13 protein-coding genes, 1 tRNA gene and 1 pseudogene are annotated in these 21,236 nt (G+C 58.8%); 8 read left to right on the forward strand and 7 right to left on the reverse strand.

Annotated features, from left to right (window positions below; translation table 11 throughout):
- The first annotated feature begins 1,151 nt into the window (after positions 1–1,151).
- Both xopAD and YUU_RS61680 read left to right on the forward strand, forming a co-directional pair.
- Positions 1,152–9,293, forward strand: a complete 8,142-nt coding sequence (gene xopAD / locus YUU_RS53095) for a XopAD/skwp family type III secretion system effector (RefSeq protein ID WP_245288231.1) — start codon at positions 1,152–1,154, stop codon at positions 9,291–9,293.
- Positions 9,294–9,696: 403 nt separating this feature from the next.
- Positions 9,697–10,710 (forward strand): integrase core domain-containing protein, encoded by a 1,014-nt coding sequence (locus YUU_RS61680; protein ID WP_027527039.1) that lies wholly within the window; start codon positions 9,697–9,699, stop codon positions 10,708–10,710.
- Positions 10,711–10,944: 234 nt separating this feature from the next.
- On the opposite strand, the gene YUU_RS53100 is transcribed toward YUU_RS61680, so the two are convergent.
- Both YUU_RS53100 and YUU_RS0138215 read right to left on the reverse strand, forming a co-directional pair.
- Positions 10,945–11,601 carry a nucleotidyl transferase AbiEii/AbiGii toxin family protein gene (locus YUU_RS53100; protein WP_051390110.1) on the reverse strand — a complete coding sequence of 219 codons (657 nt, stop codon included), beginning with the start codon at positions 11,599–11,601 and terminating at the stop codon, positions 10,945–10,947.
- The gene (locus YUU_RS0138215; protein WP_027527040.1) at positions 11,598–11,861 is read right to left on the reverse strand and encodes a hypothetical protein; all 264 of its coding nucleotides are present in this window, start codon (positions 11,859–11,861) and stop codon (positions 11,598–11,600) included. The genes YUU_RS53100 and YUU_RS0138215 overlap by 4 nt, the downstream gene beginning before the upstream one ends.
- Before the next feature lie 369 nt (positions 11,862–12,230).
- On the opposite strand from YUU_RS0138215, the gene YUU_RS59305 reads away from it, so the two are divergent.
- Positions 12,231–12,335, forward strand: a tRNA-Ser gene (locus YUU_RS59305).
- A 344-nt stretch (positions 12,336–12,679) separates the two neighbouring features.
- On the opposite strand, the gene YUU_RS59310 is transcribed toward YUU_RS59305, so the two are convergent.
- Positions 12,680–13,276, reverse strand: coding sequence for a hypothetical protein (locus YUU_RS59310; RefSeq protein WP_156944745.1), 597 nt, complete (start codon positions 13,274–13,276; stop codon positions 12,680–12,682).
- A gap of 242 nt (positions 13,277–13,518) precedes the next feature.
- On the opposite strand from YUU_RS59310, the gene YUU_RS60550 reads away from it, so the two are divergent.
- From YUU_RS60550 to YUU_RS0138245, 3 genes are all read left to right on the forward strand, one after another.
- Complete coding sequence (locus YUU_RS60550) at positions 13,519–13,857, forward strand: hypothetical protein (protein ID WP_027527042.1); 339 nt, start codon at positions 13,519–13,521, stop codon at positions 13,855–13,857.
- Complete coding sequence (locus YUU_RS60555) at positions 13,857–14,075, forward strand: hypothetical protein (protein ID WP_027527043.1); 219 nt, start codon at positions 13,857–13,859, stop codon at positions 14,073–14,075. The genes YUU_RS60550 and YUU_RS60555 overlap by 1 nt, the downstream gene beginning before the upstream one ends.
- Positions 14,076–14,273: 198 nt before the next feature.
- Positions 14,274–16,064, forward strand: a complete 1,791-nt coding sequence (locus YUU_RS0138245) for an adenylate/guanylate cyclase domain-containing protein (RefSeq protein ID WP_027527044.1) — start codon at positions 14,274–14,276, stop codon at positions 16,062–16,064.
- 45 nt (positions 16,065–16,109) lie between these two features.
- Here the strand turns inward: YUU_RS0138245 and YUU_RS53105 are convergent, their stop codons facing one another.
- From YUU_RS53105 to YUU_RS62930, 3 genes are all read right to left on the reverse strand, one after another.
- Entirely contained in the window at positions 16,110–16,337 is a 228-nt protein-coding gene (locus YUU_RS53105; RefSeq protein WP_371260556.1) for a hypothetical protein, read from the reverse strand.
- Between the two features lie 136 nt (positions 16,338–16,473).
- A complete protein-coding gene (locus tag YUU_RS0138255) occupies positions 16,474–16,779 on the reverse strand; it encodes a hypothetical protein (RefSeq protein WP_027527045.1) in 306 nt (101 codons plus the stop codon).
- A 791-nt stretch (positions 16,780–17,570) separates the two neighbouring features.
- Positions 17,571–18,080 (reverse strand): excalibur calcium-binding domain-containing protein, encoded by a 510-nt coding sequence (locus YUU_RS62930; protein ID WP_371260554.1) that lies wholly within the window; start codon positions 18,078–18,080, stop codon positions 17,571–17,573.
- Between the two features lie 612 nt (positions 18,081–18,692).
- Here YUU_RS62930 and YUU_RS59320 point away from each other — a divergent pair.
- Positions 18,693–18,851: a hypothetical protein gene (locus YUU_RS59320; RefSeq protein WP_156944747.1), complete on the forward strand. Its 159-nt coding sequence runs from the start codon at positions 18,693–18,695 to the stop codon at positions 18,849–18,851.
- 223 nt (positions 18,852–19,074) lie between these two features.
- On the forward strand, positions 19,075–19,494 hold the full coding sequence (locus tag YUU_RS0138270; protein ID WP_156944748.1) for a hypothetical protein: 420 nt from the start codon (positions 19,075–19,077) through the stop codon (positions 19,492–19,494).
- Positions 19,495–20,002: 508 nt separating this feature from the next.
- Here YUU_RS0138270 and YUU_RS57265 read toward each other — a convergent pair.
- A pseudogene (locus YUU_RS57265) lies at positions 20,003–20,943 on the reverse strand (IS630 family transposase).
- Positions 20,944–21,236: the final 293 nt, after the last annotated feature.

A 21,236-nucleotide genomic window follows, 5' to 3' on the forward strand; every position in this document is an offset into this window, starting at 1 on the left:
AGGACCAGTAGAATCCATGATCTTGGCGTCAAAGATCTTGGCGTCAAACGACGGATGAGCGAACCAAGCCATATGCCGCCGCACGATAAGTCAAGCTTTGGCGTTGCCGCGACTGCGCTCGGATGGCACGACGAGGAGTATGAAACGCTGCCGGTCTGATGGAAGGTGCTGGAGCAGCTTGCTGACCCCGCGAGGTCGTTCCACGGGCCAAATCATGTAGCTCTTCACTCGCCCTCCTTCGGTTGGTCGAGTCAGCATCATTTACGCTGTGACTAGTGCCGCAATGCGGCACAAAGCGCGTATCGTCACGCGCTCGGACGGGGCATATACCTCGCCGAAGAATGGGCCCGCTGCCGAGCTTCCTTTTGCGATGCTCATCGCTGCATCATGATCGAACATTGGGTCCGACCGCATACAAGTACGCGGCGCGATGCGCGCGATCTTTGCAAGCTCCCTCGCGGATTGCCTCCGTTTTCGGCTGTGCGCAGGTCAGCTTCACGTCAGGTGAAGTGGATATCTTCGATGCCACAGTGCGAACAATTGTGCAGAGACGGTCCGCGCTTGCCGGTTGTGGCGAGTCACGTCTCGTCGGTGCAGCGTAAGGAGACCTCTCCGATCAGCTGCCGAAACACAATCGTTGAGGCTGTCGCGGCGGCACCGTGTGTGCCAAACGTTCTAATTCGGCTCATTCTCGCTTGCATGGAGGGCGGAGTTTGACTGGAGTTGATCGACCTGGGAACGCGCCCAGCGGACCAGATGCGCACTGGTCCCGTGCTGAATCAGATGTTGGCGGTGGAGGGGATGGCTCGACGTTCAGTTCTGTCGTGCAAGGCTTGCGCTCTGAAAATCGAGATTTGGGGGCGTCGTCCGCTCAAAGGCCACCTTCGGCCAGCAATGTCCGGCGCCGCATGCCGCCCGGTCGCAGCGTTGAGTTGCGTGACGACCAGCATGATCGCGCCGTTGATGTGCGTGACGACCAGCCAGGTTCTCTCCATTTGCCGCACCGCGGCGCGCCAAATTGGGAGGAAAGCTCGTCGCGTTCCGGTGCCGAGGTTCGCGGTGCCGATCAGTCCAGGAGTTCACGACAAAGTGCTCCTTCCTCGCGCAAGCGGTCCGTATCCGACCTAGATCGAGAGTCAAAACGGCGCCGAATGGATGGTGTCGCCACACATGCGCAAAGTGGAATCTCAGAACAGCAATCCAACGCAGCCCTACACGCGATTCGTTTCGCCCGCGACATCGTTGGATTCTCATGTGCAGTGGTAGACCATGACAAGCAGCTGCAAAGGGCTGACGACGCGCTTTATGCAACATTCATACAAAAGGCCGCCTCCCAATTCAGAAGTCAATTTGTCCCTCGCTTCGAGGACGATATCCGCCGCGGTAAATCGTGGGGCTACGCGACAGCATGCAACGTGGTCAGTCGCGAGGCCGGAGGTCAGGAAGGTGTCGAGGCTTGCAAGGCGATCGCGGCTCGCGTGTCGCAGCTTCATGGTGCGTTGTTATGCGAAGTCGAGCCAAAAGCTCTTTCGCTTTTGGCTGCATCATTTGGTCGGTATCCGCAATCGAGGACATGCCGCAATGGAACGATCAGAATCGCCGAGTTTTGTCGCGATGAAGGCAAGGCGCTTGGGGCACTGAATAGTCAAAGTTTGTCGTTGCTGGTGAACGGTTTCAGCAAGTGGACGCAGCGGCCGGAGACTCGTGATGGCACGCAAGCCGTTGCCCGTGAGGTCCGTCGTCGCGCCGACCTTCGTTTCCGGCTCTCTGATTTTTCGCAGCAAAACTTGGCGAACCTTGTGAACGGTTTCAGCAAGTGGCCACAACAAGCCGATTGTCGCCACGCTATGGCCGCGCTCGGCGGTGAGGTCCTTCGCCGCGCTTCCAGTGACTTCGGGCTCTCTGCTTTTAATCAGCAGGACTTGGCGAACCTGGTGAACGGTTTTGAAAAATGCCCGGAAGAGGCGGTCTCTTGCCAAGTCATAGCCACTGTCGCGGGCGAGGTCCTCCGCCGCGATCGCCATGCCGGGCTCTCTGGACTCACTCACCTGCACCTGGTGAATCTTCTGCACGGGTTCAGCAAATGGCCGGAACAGGCCGCTTCTCGCGGAGCCGCAGGCGCGCTGGCCGGTGAGGTCCTTCGTCGCAACCACCGTGCCCGCCTCTCTGAATTCAGTCAGCAGGAACTGGCGAACCTGGTGAACGGCTTCAGCAAATGGCCCGAACAGGCGGCGTGTCAGCAGGCCACCGGAGCAATTGCAAGTGAAGTCGCTCGCCGCGCTGACCGCGGCGGGTTGGGGCTCTCTGATTTTAATCATCAGGACCTGGCGAACCTGGTGAACGGCTTTAGCAAATGGCCGGAAGAGGGCGGCCATCGCCAAGCCACAGGCAGAATCGCCATAGAACTCTGTCGCCGTGCCCGCGAGCAAGGGCTCTCTGGTTTTACTCCGCAGGAGCTGGCGAACCTGGTGAACGGGTTCAGCAAATGCCCGGACGATGGAAATTATCACAGAGCGACAGTCGCAATCGCCACTGAGACTATTCGCCGCCGCGCCCAACTCTCTGATTTTACTTACCAGAATCTGACGAACCTGGTGAATGGTTTCAGCAAGTGGCCGGACGGGGCGGACTGTCGCGAAGCCGCGCTCGCAATCGCCGGTGAGGTCTTTCGCCGCGACGACCAGCTGTCTCATCTTACTCAACCGGCGCTGGCGACGTTGGTAAATGGATTCAGCAAGTGGCCGGAACAGGCAGCGTCTCGCCAGGCCACGGTCGCCGTCGCCGGTGAGGTCGCTCGCCGCGCTGACCGCGACCTCGGGTTCTCCGAATTTAGTCATCAGGAGCTGGCGAACCTGGTGAACGGTTTTAGCAAATGGCCGGAAGAGGCGGTTCATCGCCAAGCCACAGTCAAAATCGCCACAGAACTCTCTCGCCGCGCCGGCGAGCAAGGGCTCTCTCGGTTTACTCCGCAGGAGCTGGCGAACTTGGTGAACGGGTTCAGCAAATGCCCGGACGATGCGGACTATCACAGAGCGACAGTCGCAATCGCCACTGAGATTATTCGCCGCCGCGCCCAACTCTCTGATTTTACTCACCAGAATCTTGCGAACCTGGTGAATGGTTTCAGCAAGTGGCCGGACGGGACGGACTGTCGCGACGCCGCGCTCGCAATCGCCAACGAGGTCTTTCGCCGCGACGACCAGTTATCTCATCTTTCTCGACAGACGCTGGCGACATTGGTGAACGGGTTCAGCAAGTGGCCGGAAGAGGCGCCATCGCGCCAAGCAGCAGGCGCGATGGCCAGTGAGGTGCTCCGTCGTGACCGCCGTGCCCGGCTCTCTGAATTCCGTCAGCAGGACCTAGCAAACCTGGTGAACGGCTTCGCTAAGTGGCCGGAAAACGAGTGGTCTCGCCGGGCCACCGGAGCGATTGCCGGTGAGGTCCGTCGTCGCGCCGCGCGCGGCGAGTTCGGGCTCTCTGATTTTAATCACCAGGACTTGGTGAACCTGGTGAACGGTTTCTGCAAGTGGCCGGAAGGGACAAGAAATCAGCAAGCCGCGGACGCGATCGCGCATGAGGTCCTTCGCCGCGGCGCCCAGCTCCGTGATTTTACTCACCAGCACCTGACTAATCTGGTGAATGGTTTCAGCAAGTGGCCGAACGCAGCGGGTTGTCGCGAGGTGACAGTCGCAATCGCTGAGGAGATCCGCCGGCGCCAGCTCTCCGATTTTGCTCCACACGAACTGGCGAACTTGGTTAACGGTTTCAGCAAGTGGCCAGAAGCGGCGGCGTCTCAGCAAGCCATAGTTGCAATCGCGCATGAGGTCCTTCGCCGCGGCGCCCGGCTCTCTGAGTTTAATCACCAGCACCTGGCTAATTTGGTGAACGGTTTCAGCAAGTGGCGGGAAGAACCGGATTGTCGTGACGCCACGGTCGCAATCGCAGGTGAGGTCCGTCGCCGCCAGCTCTCTGACTTTGCTCCGCAGGGCCTAGCGAACTTGGTGAACGGCTTCAGCAAGTGGCCAGAAGCGGCGGCGTCTGAGCAAGCCACAGTAGCGGTTGCCAGCGAGGTCCGTCGCCGTTGGGCCCAGCTCTCTGATTTTAACAACCAGCACTTGTCTAATCTGGTGAACGGTTTCAGCAAATGGCCGGAAGCACCGGACTGTCGGGACGCCACGGTCGCAATCGCATGGCAGGTTCTTGGGCGCGCCGCATCGCTCTCTGATTTTACTTCGCAGGAGCTGGCGAACCTGGTGAACGGTTTCAGCAAGTGGCCAGATCAGCCGGGGTCTCAGCAAGCCACAGCCGCGATCGCGCATGAGGTGCTTCGCCGCGCCGAACTCCCTGACTTTACTCGCCAGGAGCTGGTTAATCTGGTGAACGGTTTCAGCAAGTGGCCGGAATCGCCGGACGCTAGCCAAGCCACGTTTGCGATAGCGGGTGAGGTCCTTCGCCGCGCCGAACTCTCTGATTTTAGCCCGCAAGGACTGGCGAACCTAGTGAACGGCTTCAGCAAATGGCCGGAATCGCCGATCTCTCGCGACGCCACTGTTGCGATCGCGGGTGAGGTTCTTCGCCGCGCCGAACTCTCTGATTTTGCACCACTGGGACTGGCGAATCTGGTGAACGGCTTCAGCAAGTGGCCGGACGAGGAGGACTGCCGCAAAGCCGCGGCCGCAATCGCCGGGGAAGCCAGTCGGCGCCAGCTCTCTGATTTCGCTCCGCAGGTAGTGGCGACCTTGGTGAACGGGTTCACCAAATGGCCGGAAGAGGCTGCGTGCCGGCAGTCCACGATGGACATCGCGCGCGGATTAGGTGCTCGAGGGCAGCGATTCGGTGTGTTCACCACGCCTCAGCTGAGTATGCTCGCCAATGCTCTGTCGCGAACGATCATGGGGGCAGAGGACAGTGGGGAAATTACGGACGCTACTCTGCCGAAGGATCGGTTGCACAAGCTCGCCCACTACCTGCACTATGATAATGATCGTCTGGGGCAGGCTGACGTTCTGCACATCGCAACAATCTTCAAGGCGCTGGGTAAGGCTAGGCTGGTTGATGACCTCGGTTTGCTCGCACTGACAGGCTTGAATCGGCTCTCGGAATTGCGTCAAGCCCCTGATTTTATGACCCGGAACGATCTGGAAACCATGGGCAATCTGTGCGCTGCTTTGCTGCCGCTGGCGCGCAGCCCAGAGAGGCCGCTGCGCTGGCATCGCAGGCAGGCCCTCAACCTGCTCAACGATCTCCAACCCGCGGTCGAGCACAAGATCGAGGCGCATCTGAACGCAAGCGATGCCGAGCGGACCCGTGGCCCGCTTGCGAGCCGCTGCACCGCCTTATCGATCTATCAGACGCTTAAGGCTCGTGCGGTCCTGCAGAGATTGTTCAGGTCACCGTATGTCGAGGGCAAGAGGCCCGATTTACGGATCAGGCAGGATGAGCTGCAGGATGGGACCAGAGCGATCCTGGCTGGCGCGCGCGACCTGATTCAAGGCGATCTTTCCAGCATGAGCTGGAATCTGATCGCGCAGATCGAGGCCGACAGTCCAGTAGATGCGCTGGACTTATTCATGGAGCAGGATAGGGCGGCGATCCAGGCGCAAAATCCTGCGTCTGTCTTCGACGTGCATCAGGTCTTGCAAGCCATGGACCACGCGCCAAGGTCTCCGCAGGGTGACGCGGGGCTGATGCAGTTGCCGGTGGTGGACATGCAGGGGCGGCCATTGGCCACGGAGCCGGAGAGACGGTATTCGATTTTTCATCGCCTGACCTCGGGAGCCCTGCCCGTGGTCGCGGTGCAACTGCCAGCAACGCCGAGCGCCTTCATGCTGGCGCGTACGGTGAACGTCAACGGTGTACCATACCGCATGGACCTGTTCGGCGGCAGCAAGTTAAAGCCGCCGCGAATGAGCGTGTCTCAGGTTGCGGCCCGAGCTCCAGGCGAGCTAGCAAAGCCTTCCGGGGGAAAGCTGCTGGCGATTCCCTATGCCGAAACCGCCCCGGGCACGGCCTTCGAGCAGCTCTCACGGGCCTGGGCCCCTTTCAAAGAAGCCTATTATTACACTCAACGCAGGGGTTTTGCGGCGCCTCCGGCCATCAAAGGTCTATCTCCTCACGACTACGCGCTGGAAGGCGCCTTCAAATTGGCGCTGCTGCCGGACCGCCCTGCCAACGAGGAGCATCCGTTCAAGCTGAGAGGGCCCGACGGCCCCATTGCGTTACGACCGCATGACGGCTGTGGCTTCATCAGGGCCTCGGTGGCCAACGTTATGCCAGCTGTTCGCCGGGCTGCCGAGCAGGAAGGTCCTGACCGGGTGCCTGCCTATGGTGAAAGGAGATCATCCCTACCGGTCTCGGCACTCCAGCATTATCCGCGCAGCGATCAAGTCGCGGATGAGGCGCGCGAGCAGGCCAGGAGCTGGCTTGAGAGGCGGGACGAGCAAAAGCTGACGTCAGAGGAGCTGTTTCGCACCGTCACGGCCGGGCATATCAACGGTTTGGGCGCCATCGCCATCCCGTCCGCTGATGACTGTCTCCATGTGCCGACGCTCAAGAGCGAGACGTTGAGCGGTGGTGGCGTGCTGATCGGGCGATCCCCTTACGACAAGCCCAACCTCCGTCCCTTCGCCGCCGACCGGGTCAGGTCGGCCGCCGATGGGGATCCTACTGGGGCATTTCTCGATAAGTGCGCCACCATCCAATACAGTTTCAATGTCGCCCAGAAATCGGCGGAGGAGTTGGCCGCCGCCGATCCCACTTTCTTCGCCAAAGGACTTCTGATCGTGGTGCCGGATGAGATGTGGCCGGCCGACTTCGCCGACAGGGAGCTGGTGATGTCTGCCGAGGATGTAAAGTGCCATTCGAGCTGGACCAAGAGCAAGGACCGCGCGAAGGTGGACACGCCGGTCGACTGCATCGGCATCCTCCAGGCGACCGAATTGTTTGCCTCAGGCTCGGTGGTTGCCGTGCCGCCCAATGAACAGAAGAAGCTTGACGGCGACTTCGATGGGGATAGCGTGCTCATCATCGGCGACCGGCCGCAGCTTTACGAGCATGTTAGGCAATTCGATGAAGAGGAGAAAGCGCGCGGGTTGCGCTCCCTCAAGCCGCCAAAATCTCATACCCCAGCGATTGAGGACGGTCGCTACAAGTTCGGTCGCGCCAGCCAGATCCTCGCCGCCACGCGAAATGTTCTGGAAATCTATACTGGCCTGCAGCGAGGTTTTCTGGCTCAATCCCATGAAGCCCGACAGTGGTTTGCCGAGCGTGCCATCTTCGGCACGTACGAAGGCATTCACCAAGAGCTCAAGCGAGCAATCCGAAGCCTGTTGGAGCAGGAGCAGGTCAGCGCTCAGAACGTCCAAGACAAGCTCGATAATGCGCGGCACGAGATCGAACTGGCACACCATCCGGTCGCGCGCGAGATGGCCGAGTTGCTCCTCATCGAGCTCGAGGCGTGGGCCGTGAGCCTGCCCGAACAACTCCTGCCCGAAACAGTCGCCGGCGTGAGCGAGGCACAGCTCGCATTGAGTCAACAGCTCGGCGAACTGTTCCCCGAGCTGGCGGAGACCTATCCGGCAATGGCTCGGCCACGTGACCGCGTCCAGCTTATCCTCGATCGTTACCCTGCGCGCATCGACCCACGACCAGATGGCTACAATCCATCCGACCTCGTGCAAAGTGCAAGCAATCTCCTGAGCCTTGGCATCAAGGTCGGAACTGACGCCTATAAATCCGACACTGGCGCCAACACCTTTATGAATAAGAGCGGCTACCTTCAGCGCCTGCTGCAACAGACGCCGGGGATGAAATCGGTGCCCTACACCAAGAGCATGGCGGCTACTCTCAGCCACGGTCAGTTCGATGTCGATGCGACATTGGACGATCTCAAAGACAATCCGACGCTGGCGGCTTCAGTCATGCAAGTATCGATTAAACTTGCCGCGGAGCGAGGCATTCTGCCTGAACCCTCGGGCCGAAGGCTAGCTGCCGATGATTCGGCCACGACAATCACATTGACCAGCGAGCAGGCAGCACAGCGCGCCCAAATGGAAGCCTCCCGCGCTCAAACCGAAGAGAAGGACATCACTCCGACGGCAACTTCGGTTGCCGAAGCCCTCAGGAATGCCGACATACCGGTGAAGCTGCCCCATCTCGCTCAGCGTTTGAGATCGGAAGGGTCGATGACAGATCAGCTCGTCGGCACGCAGGCCCCGTTTGAGGCCGGTACCCAGCTGATCAGCAACGCTGTACGCCACGTCTTCCAACTTCCTGATAAAGATTTTACACGTGCCTTCAAGAAAGCCATTCTAGCCTTCGAAGAGAGCGGCTATACCGAGGTCAGCACGACCAACTGGTTCAAGGCGCGATCGCCGACCTTCGTCGGCATCAAGACTGTGCTCGCTACGCCGGGCGGATACCGTTTCGAGGTGGAGTTCCACACGGCAGACAGCTACAACGCCAAGATCAACAATCACGACACGTACAAGGAGCTGCAGAAGCTGCAGCGCGTGAGTCGAGAGCCCCTGGATAAGTCCAGAGCCGAGCAACTCTTGGAGCGCGTGCGACAGGCCTGCAACAAGGTTGTCATTCCCGACGGGGCCATCGCGATTCCCCACTGGGAGGCCGATGCGGCTAGTACAGTTGGTGGTGCCAGCCTAGCTCGCCGGTTGCAAGTGGCCCCGCCGAGACATACGGCGCACTCCCCGCTTGCGACAGAGATTCTTGGCGCGTTGGGCGCGCGACCGATCGTGCTCGTCGGGATGACGGGCGCAGGGAAATCCACTCTTGGCCGTGTACTCGCCAAAAAACTGGGGTTGAGCTTCGTGGATTCCGATAAAAAGATCGAGGCGAAGACCGGCAAGTCCATAACTAAGATTCTTGCTGAGGATGGAGAGGCGCATTTCAGGAATCTTGAGATGAATGAGATCAGGCAGCTGCTCGAACAAGGGCCGGCGGTACTCGCAACCGGTGATGGAGCGTTCATGATCGACGAAATCCGGCAGCATGTCGGACAGAAAGCGGTCACGATCTGGCTTAATACCAACGAGGACGTGATCAGGCGGAACCTGAGGCACAACACCAAGCGTCCGAAGATGCAAACCGCCGACCAAGATAAGACGGTCACAAATCGTGTCCAAGTGCGCAATCCCATCTATCAGCTTGCCGATCTCACCATTGCCCCGCAGCGCCAGCGGGATCTCATGAGCGCGGATGCTTGCCTCAGCGCGCTGCACGCCTACCTTTGCGGTGAACGCAGAGAGGTCCAAGCTCCGTTAGAGGCGGCACCATGAGGGCGCCCCTCAAGCATGCAAATCCCATTACGGCCATCCGCGCTCCACAATCGCAAAGCCGATCGAGCTGGAAGGAGTTCCGGGAGGCTCTGAAGGCCTGCGGCTGCACGGGTTGAGTTCGTCGTCTTGAACCTGGTTGAAAAGGCGACTGACGAACTGAGTCCGTGCGATGTGTGTCTGGACGAGTCCGAAAGCTTATCCGAGAGAAAAGGACGTCGGCGGCCACACCATCGACGGTTCAGTACCCCGAACCATGGGCCGGTGAAGTTGAGCGGGTGGACCTGGAGGCAGGACCGACGTCAGAGAATGGGAATGAGGCTGCCCGCAAATCTAATTAGCTGGGTGTGTGTACTGAAAACCTCATCCGAGTTGATGGCGTGATGGAATCGCCTAAGCTGGCGGAATGATCGGGCTGCTCTGTTTCGTTCTGGCCGTCCTGGCTTCGCCATTCAAGTCGAAGTTGCGGCTTGAGGCTGAGAATGCGGTGCTTCGACATCAATTGAGTGTTTTGAGGCGCAAGCTGCATGGTCGCGTCCGGCTCACGAACCATGATCGCTGGTTCTTTATCCAGCTATATCGCTGGTTTCCAGCGATCCTGAAGGTTCTCACAATCATCCGGCCAGAGACGCTCGTGCGTTGGCACAGAGCCGGCTGTCGCTGCTACTGGCGTTGGAAATCGCGGCCACTGGGAGGGCGACCGCAGATCGAGACGGAGCTACGCGCTTTGATCCGGCGGATGAGCGTCGAAAACCCGCTTTGGGGCGCACCACGCATTCACGGCGAACTGCTCAAGCTCGGGGTGAAGGTCGTGCAGTCGAGCGTCGCCAAGTACATGGTCAGACGGCGAGGGCTACCCAGCCAGGGATGGCGGACCTTCTTCCATAACCACGCGCCGGACATTGCCGCCATGGACCTATTAGTTGTTCCGACCATCGGTTTCGACCTGCTCTATGCTTTCGTGATCGTCCGGCTCGGCCGCAGAGAGCTGATCTGGATCAACGTCACAGCAAATCCCACGGCAGAATGGGTTGCGCGTCAAATCACGGAGCTTCCCGTGGAACGAGGCTCCGCGCTACAGATCCGGGACCGTGATCGCATCTACGGTGCAGTCGTCACACGCCGACTGCGTGCCATGGGCATCCGGGACAAACCTACCGCGCCAGCTTCACCCTGGCAGAACGGCTTTGCCGAACGACTGATCGGATCGATCCGGCGTGAGTGTTTGGACCACATCATTGTCTTAGGCGAGGCACATCTACGCCGGATTCTGAAATCTTACGCTCGCTACTATAATGAGACACGAACGCACTTGGCCTTGGACAAGGATGCGCCTGTCTCTCGCCCAGTTCAGCGAACCGGTGTGGTCAGGCCACTTGCCGTCCTGGGCGGGCTTCATCACCACTACCTCAGGGCGTAGGCTTTCGGCACACACACGGGGCTCAGGTTAATCCGCTTTTCGGGCTCGGAAATAAATGGTGATGTCGATCGCTGCGTTCGCTGTGCCCTGGCCGCGTGTGCCAGCTCGTCTTTGCTGTGAGGGCATAGTCGTCTTCGATCAAATCGTCGAAATGATCGAGGCGGTTACGTTTCCGGGGCAAAGACAGCTCAATCATCGTCCGAATAGGGCGCGTATGAAGGAGGAGCGTGCGCGTCAGATCGATTGCAAGAGAGCCTTTGCGTCTTCAAGTGCCGTTTGAGCGATCGGCTTGAATGGATCCTTGATCGTCAATTCCGCGATCGTCGCGTTTACGAAGTCCGGGTTCAGGCGTTCGAGGGTGCCTAGTGTTTTGGCCACGTCGTCCTTGTGGTCTTTCAGCGCGCTGACGATGGCGTCTCTATCGTGCTTTGCCGCCGCAGCAATATCGAAGATGTCGCGCGGCTTGATGCTGCTGCCACGGTAGTGAATTTTCTTAGTGATGATTTCGGCAACTGTTTCGAGGTCGACCTTTTCGTTCTCAACCGTTAGTCTCGTGACCGCCGGCGTTGTTAGAGCTTGTCCCACGATGAAGTCAATCTCGCCGATCTCGTCGAACGCGAGTTTGATAAATCCAGACCCGTCACCCCCATAATCAGACGGCAGGATCTCGAATTCGAAATCGCGCAGTTTTGGGTCCAGAAAGGGAAGGAGCTGCGCGTCGGGCAGGAAGATATCGACGTCGTGGCTTTCGCGGTGACCAATTTGCAGCATCATCGCCGTGCCGCCCCCGAACGACCAGGAGTCGACAATGGTCTGTTCGGCATTAACCTGACGGATCAGCGAGCAGGCAATGTGAAAGAGGCGCGTCCAGCCTGGTCCAGCGGCGCTCACGCGGCGAGCGGATAAGACTCGCCTGAATATGCGGCGAAGGTCTTGGCTGCGATCGCCAGCTCTGCGTCGCTGATACCAAACGCGCTGGCAAACGTCTTCTGCAACTCTGGAGCAACCTCGCCGAAGAACGCCGACATCTGTCCTGGTGCCGCCTTTGCCGCCGCCGGATGCGTCAGACAATAGGCAAGCGCCTGTGCGTCCAGCTTCTTGCTGTACGACGCATTCACGGTGGTCAACACCGAGGCGGGAAACTTGCTCATTCTCTCACTGTCTCTGGTGGCTGTATGGCTACCTTCGCCTTTAAGATGGCCCGGCCCGCTGCCGTGTCAACACAATAGCATCAGAGGATCAACGAACCCTGAATTTCAGGGTTCCCGTCGTTTATAAAGCCCGCTAACCAATTGATTTGTAACATATAATTGCGCCTCTGCCAATATCAAGCCGGCAGCCAAAAAAAAGCACGCAAAATCAACGGCTTGTTTACGGGGGACGGTCCGAAGCGACGAGGGCGTCCTTTGCAGTATCAAGGCTGCCGGCTGCCCCTTGAGCGCGCATGAGCGGTGGCCTTTGGCGGGCTGTGAAGATGGGCTGAACGAGTTAGGCTGATCGTGCGACGAATGCCCACTTTCGGTCGGATAAGCCCGGTGGTGCGACCAGCAAGTCGTTGATTGTTCTCACCCCGGGGCTGTCTCTTAATCAGCGGGTCCCAGGTTCGAGCCCTGGTGCGCCCACCAAAGGAAAATCTTTGGTTTCCAATAGCTTCGCCAGATGTCTGTTGAAAACAAAACGACTCTCGTGCGACGTTTTTAGGATCGGACGTCGCACGGCTGGATTACCGGGCGACTTTTCCTTTGTTTCGGCATCTTCTCCTTACTTATGTATCTTCACCCCATTCGATACAGCGCGCAGATCCGATGGTAAAGGTCGATGACGTCCTCGTCGTAGAATAGGATACTAGGGCGAAAAAATCGGACAATCTGTTCTGCCCGTCGCCGCAGGGGACGCCGTGCAGACGTGGAAGGTGGTCCAGCTGACAGTTAAACTACAGTCTGCACGCCCATCGAGTACCGAATTCTCATCATTCCGGATTTCGTGAGCAGCCGAATTCATCCATCAGGGAGTTTGCGATGGTCAGTTGCGAAGCTTCGCTAGAATAGAAATAAATATTTCCCTCCCAAAACTCAATTCGATCAGAACTCTCTCCGGCAATTAACCAGCCATCCCAGCCATCAATCATTATTAGTGACATCAGGCCAATCAACATTCCGGTCAAACGAGCTTGCTCCGGGGAAATCGCCGTCTGATCACGTTCGTGATAGTGACGAGGATCGAAATAATGTCCTGGGGCTTCGGACAGAGATCGAACTTCTCCGGCACCAATGCGGGCCGACACGAACGCTTCATGGATGCTTGGAAAATCATTGCTCCAATAATCAATCCATAGCAATCGTCCCGTATCAGATGAGTGCCACCGGTTCATTGCCTCTGCGAAGTGAGGCAGATGGCGAACATTGGATGGGGGTCGGCCACCAACTCGAGTCTGCTTAGATACGATTGCTGGATCAAGCGTGAGCGCAATGCGACCGAGTTGAGCATTTGAAACAACTCGAAAGCCGTTCCGGCCAAACAAGCGCTCGGTCTCATTCGGTGTCAGACATCGCATTCCTGTTGTCATCTATGATTTCCAATCAACTCAAATTGTTTCCGATGCTCCTCATGCGGAGTAGTGGGGCGCTCCCACCGGCCTTTTGTGACTCATTCTGCGGGACCAGAATACAGCAACGTTCCGACGAACACACCAATCGCACCCCCAAATCGGAAAATCGGGGGAATAGGGTTTTCTGGCAGCGGATTGGGATGTGCTTGTGGTGGCGATATAGGCTGTCCGATCTTGGGTTCAGGCTATGAAGGTCGCGTTTGGGCGAGGGTCACGAGGAGGCGTTCGCGGAAGGTCGCGGCGATGCCTCCGATGTTCGCGATGCCATCGCTCCTGTCATGCCGAAGCCGGGCGAGGATATCAGTTCGGTCTCTGACGTATTCGCGAATGTATATCGCCATTGCATCGAGCTGGCAGCTGGTCGGGCTGCTGAGTGCATACTGTTGGGCGATTGCGATAGCCGATCTGCTGTCGATGATGTGCGGCAGGCGCGTGAGCTGGCGCTGCTCATCTGCAAGAGCGAGGACGCTGTCGAGAGCTTCATTGCGCATTGCGATATCGCGGCGCGCGATCTGTTGATGTCTTACGGGATGTCGTGATGGTGCTGTCCATCGTCCTGCGCATCAAGCGCACGCTGGACGGTGCCGAGATCGACAAGATCATTTTGGACGTTGAGATGCGTAAGGCGTTGGCGATTGAGCGTCGGCGGCGCGAAGAGTGGCGCAAGGCCGAGTTGGCGGCCGAGCGATTTCGGGCGGAATGTGATCCGCTTGATGCCGCACGGCTGTCATCATCCGCACACGATCAGGTGCGGTAATCAGAGACACCTAGATCGGAAGGCACGGCGGACGTAACCGGCCTGATGATCTTGAAGGCCCCGACGTGCACGCGTCGGGGCCTTTTTCATGACTGCTCGCTTTCGGCACTAAGCCCGTCAGCATTGCTGCTGTATCTATTGCAGGTGGCGCCGACATCTGACCCGTCGTAAGGTACCGTGCTAGTTGGGTTGCGGGCCATGGTGCAAGATCGGCCAGTTCGGGTCGAGCGCAGATTGACGGCGATCTTGGCCGCCGACGTGGCCGGATATTCGCGGCTCATGCACCACGACGAGGAAGGCACTCACGTCAAACTGAGCGCCCTTATGATGGACGCTGTCCATCCGGCTATCGCCGAGCACGGCGGCCGGATCGTGAAGAACACTGGAGATGGGTTCTTGGCGGAGTTTCCGAGCGCGGTCGAGGCTGTTCGCACCGCGATGGAATTCCAGACCCGCATCAAGGAACTTACAGCAGGCGAGGCAGAGGACAGCCGCGTTGCCTTCCGTGTCGGCATCAACATCGGCGACGTCATCGTCGAGCCGCATGACATCTTTGGCGACGGCGTCAACATCGCGGCACGGCTTGAGAGCATTGCAGAACCGGGCGGCATTTGCATTTCGTCTGCTGCCTATGATCACGTCCGAGGCAAGGTGGCAGTTGAGTTCACCGATCTGGGCGAACAGAGCCTCAAGAACATCGACCGGCCGGTGCGGGCCTATGCCGTCGCAGATCGGACTGAGAAAGGGGCAGAGGCTGTCCGGGCGGGGTTGGCAGCTTCTTCACGACCGCGTCTCTCGATTGTTGTGCTGCCGTTCGCCAACCTCAGCGGTGATCCCGAGCAGGACTATTTCGTGGATGGCGTGACCGAGAGTTTGACCACTGACTTGTCACGCATCAATGGTGCGTTCGTGATTGCGCACAGCACCGCGTTCACGTTCAAGGACAAAGCAGTCGATGTAACGAAGTTGGGACGTGAGCTGAACGTCCGCTATGTGCTCGAAGGCTCGATGCAGCGTGGTGGCAACCGCCTCCGGGTCAACGTGCAATTGATAGACGCCGAAATCGGTAATCACCTTTGGGCCGAGCGTTTTGACAAGCCAGTTGCCGATCTTTTCGACATGCAGGACGAAATCGTATCGAGGCTCGCCAACTCTTTGAATGCCGAACTCGCTGCGGCTGAGGCGCGGCGAGCCGAGCGTGCAGCCGATCCAGACGCGATGGACCTGGTTTTCCAGGGGAGAGCTTGGTGGAACAGGGGGTGGACGGCCGAATACATAGCACGAGCGCGCGGCTTCTTCGAGCGAGCCATGGCACTCGATCCCGAGAACATTGAGGCAATGGTCGGTTTGGCGTCGGTCGAAGAGGCGGAGGGAGCTGCCCTTTTGACCGACGACGCGTCAGCACGATTTGCAGCAGCCGAAGCGATCTCGACCAAAGTATTGTCCCTTGCACCGAGATGCGCTGAGGCGCACTTGGCGCTGGGCGTCGCGCTGATGTTTACGAAACGCGTGGTCCAAGGCGTCGCAGAATTCGAGCATGTGTTGACGCTGGATCGCAATTCAGCCCTCGCACACAGTTTTATCGGGTATGCCAAGTATCTTCTTGGTTGCGGCGCAGAAATCGAAGCTCACATTAACGAGGCGCTTCGTCTCTCTCCCCTCGACACTCATGTCCACCGGTGGATCGCATGGGTCGGCGTCGCGAAGGTGGCGCTCAACGCGGACACTGAAGCAGTTGCTTGGCTGCGACGGGGCATTGAGGCCAACCCAAATTACTCCCTCGCGCATTTCCATCTCGCGGCTGTTCTCGCCCGGCTCGGCGAGATAGGTGAGGCGCAAGCGGCCGTGCAAGCGGGACTTGCACTCAATCCAATGTTTACCATCCGCCGCTTCCGTGCCAGCAATGCATGGAGCGACAATCCGGCTTACCTCGCCGGGCGCGAACGCCAGTGTGAGGGTATGCGCAAGGCGGGGGTACCTGAGGGGTGATGTCCGCAAAGCGTCGTTGGCTTTGTCAGCTTTGAACTTCGCGCGTCACAAATCCCGCTCCATCGCGGGATGTTTCCGGTTCTTGACTTTGAGCCAGTGCTTCGACCTGCCGGCCTGATACGGCCGGTCGCGGCGTTTTGACACCAATCCCTCAAGACGCATTTTGCAGGTGGCGCGGAAAAGATCAGGCCCAAGCTCGCCACGCTCGAAGGGATTGACGAACACGCCCTCAGGACGCCGCGCCAGCAGGCGCTCCAAGTTCGCCTTGCGCATCGACAAGGGGAGCATGCGGAGGTCGTCACCGCCTTTCGGCAAGAAGATCGAAGGCGCAACTCACCTCGGGATGATGCCACTTGTGTCCCGCCGGGACACTCTACATCGCGCGTGCGAGATTTGAAGGCAGGTTGGGCTAGGGCTTGGGCCGGTAGTTGGGGCAGAAGTTTCGGGTTGCTTTCAAGACGGTGGTCTTGCCGAGGCAGACCTTGTCACATTGCGCCTGCAAGTCCAGATCAGGGTGATCGTCGAAGAACTTGGCTAAGTCCTTGCTCTCACCCGCCCCGGCGCGGTGCACCATGTAGCATGGGGGATTTTTGTCTGAAGCCGAGCAGGCATCGAAGATATACGCGATCTTGTCGCACATGCTCGCATCAAGTTTTGAAGCCTGAGCCGGACTGATCAGCAGAGCCAGTGCAATTAATTCCAGACACTTTTTCATCGCCCCTCCTTGGTTGTACTAAATGATGTGATGATGATAGCGGCAAAAAGCAGTGCGCGCTGGACCATTAGCTTATCCAGTGTACGAAGAGGACGAATCGGCTCCATGAGGGCGTTCTGCCGCAGGTAGATCCAAGCGTCGGCGGAAATTGAGCGGATGAGGATTAGTCCGTTAGAGGTATGCACGAAGTGTCACGAGAGCGCTTGCGCGGCGCTCATCCTTCTACACTATTCAACTACCACGTCCTGCCGTCCGGTAAAGGCATGCAATTGATCCCCATCGACGGTCAGCATCCACCGGACGAAACGGGACAAGTCGCTCCATTTAGGAGGTCGCCATAAGTTTCTATCTGGTCGTTTATACCGCAGCCCACCTCGTTGGTGCCGTCAGCCCTCCGCTTGATTTGGAATGGTGCGCTCAGCGTGAGGACGAATACATCGCAGAGAACCAGAACTCCGCTCTAGTCGAGGGCGGCGTCATAAGCGGTGCTCCTTACACGTTTGCATGTGAGGAGCACGACAAGTCGCCGAAGGTGCAAGCCAAAATCGCGTCCAAAGATCGCGTTTGGTATGCCGGGTATTGCCGCGCCAGCGGACTTGCGTGCCATGATTACCTGAACGGCGACGTCGAACAGAAGGGCTATCACTGTTACACCGTCTACCGCAATATCAACACGCCGCGCCAGAAGATCGTCAGAGACACTTGCGGGATCGCGGCGATCCTCATGAGGACCAAACAAGGGAGTTGACCTGCCGCTCTACCATCAACGCCATGGGCCGCAGGACCTATAGCTAGGGCCGCAAAGCAGCTCCCCGCCGTGGCGGCCACGGTTCGCAAGCAACTCCATCCCCGTCGCGGTCGTGATGTTTCCAATAACCGGGCTCCCCCCGTCTTGCGGGTGCCAAGCCGACCAAGCGGGCAAAATCACAGTTGGGAGCGGACGCAATATGTCTGAGCGTTGTCGTGATCGGCCAAGAACTCGAAACACGGAGCCAAATAGCCGGATAGGCAACCAAAATGGCAGCGATAGCGATTAATGCCGTCATAGCCCACCGCAGCTTCGTAGTACGATCATGGCGCGCCGCTACCGCACGGAAGCGGCGCTGCAAGTTACGCAATCGCAGTTCAGGACCAGGGCCTGGACGAACGGGATTGGGGTTAGGAAGGTGTGGCATGAAAATTGTTAGAATGAGTGCGCCAGCCGCAAGCTGGTGCGATCCAGCCGGTGAAAGTCCGGTCCAAGTAAGGCGTAGCGTCCGCTTGGTAGCGAGTGTTGCGTGGCTACTGGCGACAGTAGTCATGAAGCGTACACAGCGATTGCATGGGGTGTGGGATTGAGCCACGAAAGATCAGATATCGCAGGGGCCGAGAGTTTTCATTCACTCGAAGGCAACATGTGCGGCGCCGTTATGCGAGGTGCTGACGCCCTGCCGGGGTCGAAGGCCACATCACGTGCAAAGGGATCGCATCGGAAGCTGGGAGATCTCGGGTCTGACCGGAACGGCATAACCGTTGCCGGCCCGCATCGGGAAGGCGAGGAGCCGTAGCCGATGATGAACGGACCCGAGAAGTCTGACTCTGCCATAGTAGCTGGGAAGCCGACGAACAAAGCGGAGCGATCCGCGGCGGAGTTGGTGGAGCAAAGGGCAGGGACCAAGGGGAATGCGGGACAATGAAGCACGCGCTGGACTCTGAGCCAGACAAGCGTGACACAGGTGTTGGCTCGCATACGGCAACATCTGCCGTTGACCCTAGGTGGGAGCCGCATGCGGGAAAGCCGCACGTGCGGATCTGTGCGGGGGGCGCGAGGTAACTCGCGTCCCTACCGCGAACCACTCTGGAGCCTTGTATCACGAAGTAAGCCCTCAGTCAGCGCCAACCAAGGGACGGTGCGTTATAAGGGAGAACTAGCGATGTCCAAACGATGGGGCGCTTCACTTCGCGGCCATGATTTCGACCTCCAAGACTGGCGCGAAATGCTCAAACCGGCCGGTGATCCGTGGGTTGAGGTACATGGCTCGGACACTGTGCTGCGATCTGCTTCTCTTGATGAAACTGACCTCAGCCAGTGAGGTGCGCGACCGTGTTGTCGCTCAGATTGAGCGGCTAAATGGCGCGATTTCCGTCATCAGATAGTGTCAACCGCTCCAATTTAATGGTGTTGTCGAAGTTGCTCCCGACGGCAAGGTGCATCGAACGCTCTTCGTGGCGGGTGTCGTAAACGAGCGCTCGAGAGCTGGCGCGATAGCGGTTGCGATAAGACCAGACGGTGAGCCAAAGCCGGAGCCACCTGCGATGCCAAGTGAAGCGCAAAGGTGGTTGGCAATCGCAGACAGCGAGGATCGTCTGGAGGATGCGCTGATCTACTTCGGCCGTGCATCTGCGACCGATCCAGGGCGGCACCCGCCAGCCTTCTGGTTCGACATCTACAAGGCGCTCGAATGTCTCATTGACAGGTTCGGAGGTGCAGCGGCGGCAAAGGCTCGCGGCATCGGGGGGAAGCGACGGTTGAAGCAATCAGCGGCTGAGGCAGAGTTCATCAAGCTCGACTGGGCTCCGCCTAACGATGTCGAACGACTGAAACGGACCGCGAATTGGGCAAGGCACGCTCGGCGGAAGTTTGATCAGCCTTCACCTGCAACGACCGAACAGGAAGCAAAGGACCTGATGATACGCTTGCTGCGAAAGGCATTTGAAACCGCAGGCACGCCATGAGCCTGGGCTCAGGAGCTCTTTAAGCCCGACGAGGGGAATGGTAGCTTGATCGCACGTGCAATATGTATTCGGTCACCACAAACCAAGAAGCGATTCGCGCGCTATTCCGTGTGGTCATCCACACATTCACACACTCAAAGTGCCGCGCACCTCGAGCATTATCTCAAACCCATTCTGTCGACTCGTTGCTACACTGGCGAATGCGCTAACGCGCAAATCTGCGATTGAGGGTACGATGTATCGTCGTGCTCTGCTTGCTCCCCACCCCTATGAATGTCTCACCGGAGAGAGTTCCAAAATCAAATGAGCGCGGGGGTGTTCGCACACCTCTACTCATTCTGTTTCTCTACCATTGAGCCCTGATCATTTGCTCTTTCTGTTTCGCTTTTTCGACGTTTTCCTCGCTGTGCGCTTCTTGATCTCAACTTCATCGGTTCGAGGTTTAGGCAGTCGAAAGCCTCGCGAACCTCTCGCTCAATTTTCTGTCGGGGCTTAAGGCGTGATGGCATTAAGTTCGATAGCCTGAATTTTTGAGGTAGTTGGCGCACTCCTCGGAAGTGAAGGCATCGAGTGCGTGGCCGATTGCGGCGCAGACCGCGTCGACGGTTCGCGCGGCAGCTTTGCGGAGCAGGTGCTTGAGCTTGGCAAAGACCTGTTCAATCGGGTTCAGGTCGGGCGAGTATTTTGGCAGGAAGAAGAGTTTGGCGCCGACCGAACGGATGAGCTGGCGAACTGCTTTGCTCCTGTGGCTGCCGAGGTTATCCAAGACGACGATATCGCCGGGTCGAAGGACGGGCAGAAGAACCTTCTCGACATAGGTGCGAAAGCTCACGCCGTCGATCGGCCCTCGATGAACCATGGCGCATCGATCCGGTCATGGCGCAGGGCCGCCAGGAAGGTCATGGTCTTCCAGCGACCGTGGGGAACCTTGGCGTGAAGTCTGCTCCCGTGCGGCGCCCATCCCCGCAAGGGCGCGCCATATCGGTCCTGGTCCAGGTCTCGTCGATGAAGACCAGCCGCTCAGCTTCGACGCGACCTTGATACTTTGTCCACTGGGCTCGCCGCCGCGCGACCTCGGGTCGATCGCGTTCGCCAGCCGCCACGCTTTTTTTTGAAGCTGAGCTTCTCGGAATGCACGAAGTCCCACACCGAGTGGTAGTCGACCTTCAAGCCGCGACCGGAAAGCTCGGCAACGAGACCGCGTATGGTGAAATCGCCGTCCCTGATCCGCTGCGACAGCCAGACTGCGTGGTCTCCCGAAACCGCCTTCGGCTTGTGACCGCCCATCTGGCCAGGTTCAACGCTGCCAGTCTCCTCGACCCGCTGCATCCAGCCGATGGCAGTGCTGATCGCCACCCCAAACTGTTTGGCGGCCCGATTGCGCGACATCCCGCCCTCGATCGCGGACACGACACGCTTACGGAGATCCAGAGAATAAGGCTTACCCATCCATGCTGGCCTCCAATCCAGCCAGCATGGTGAATCAGAAACACGCTGATTTGGGAATCTTGAGGGTTCTGTGAGGTCGCGTGGCAGGCTCGAGCCGCGCGCTCGGTCGTGCGTGCGACCTCACAGAAGCCGGATTGAACGAAGCTGCGGAGTTGTGGGCGCTATGGGAGTAGTGCCGCGGATGCGGCTGCTGGGAAGGCGCGCCTGTGGTCGCCGCGCGTCGGCGACACTTTCATCGGATGTGAAGGGCCCAATTGATCGGGCCAAGGGCGCGATCCAGCGAGCGGTTTGCT

Origin of the sequence: Bradyrhizobium sp. Ec3.3 (assembly GCF_000472925.1) — a bacterium.
GTDB lineage: Bacteria > Pseudomonadota > Alphaproteobacteria > Rhizobiales > Xanthobacteraceae > Bradyrhizobium.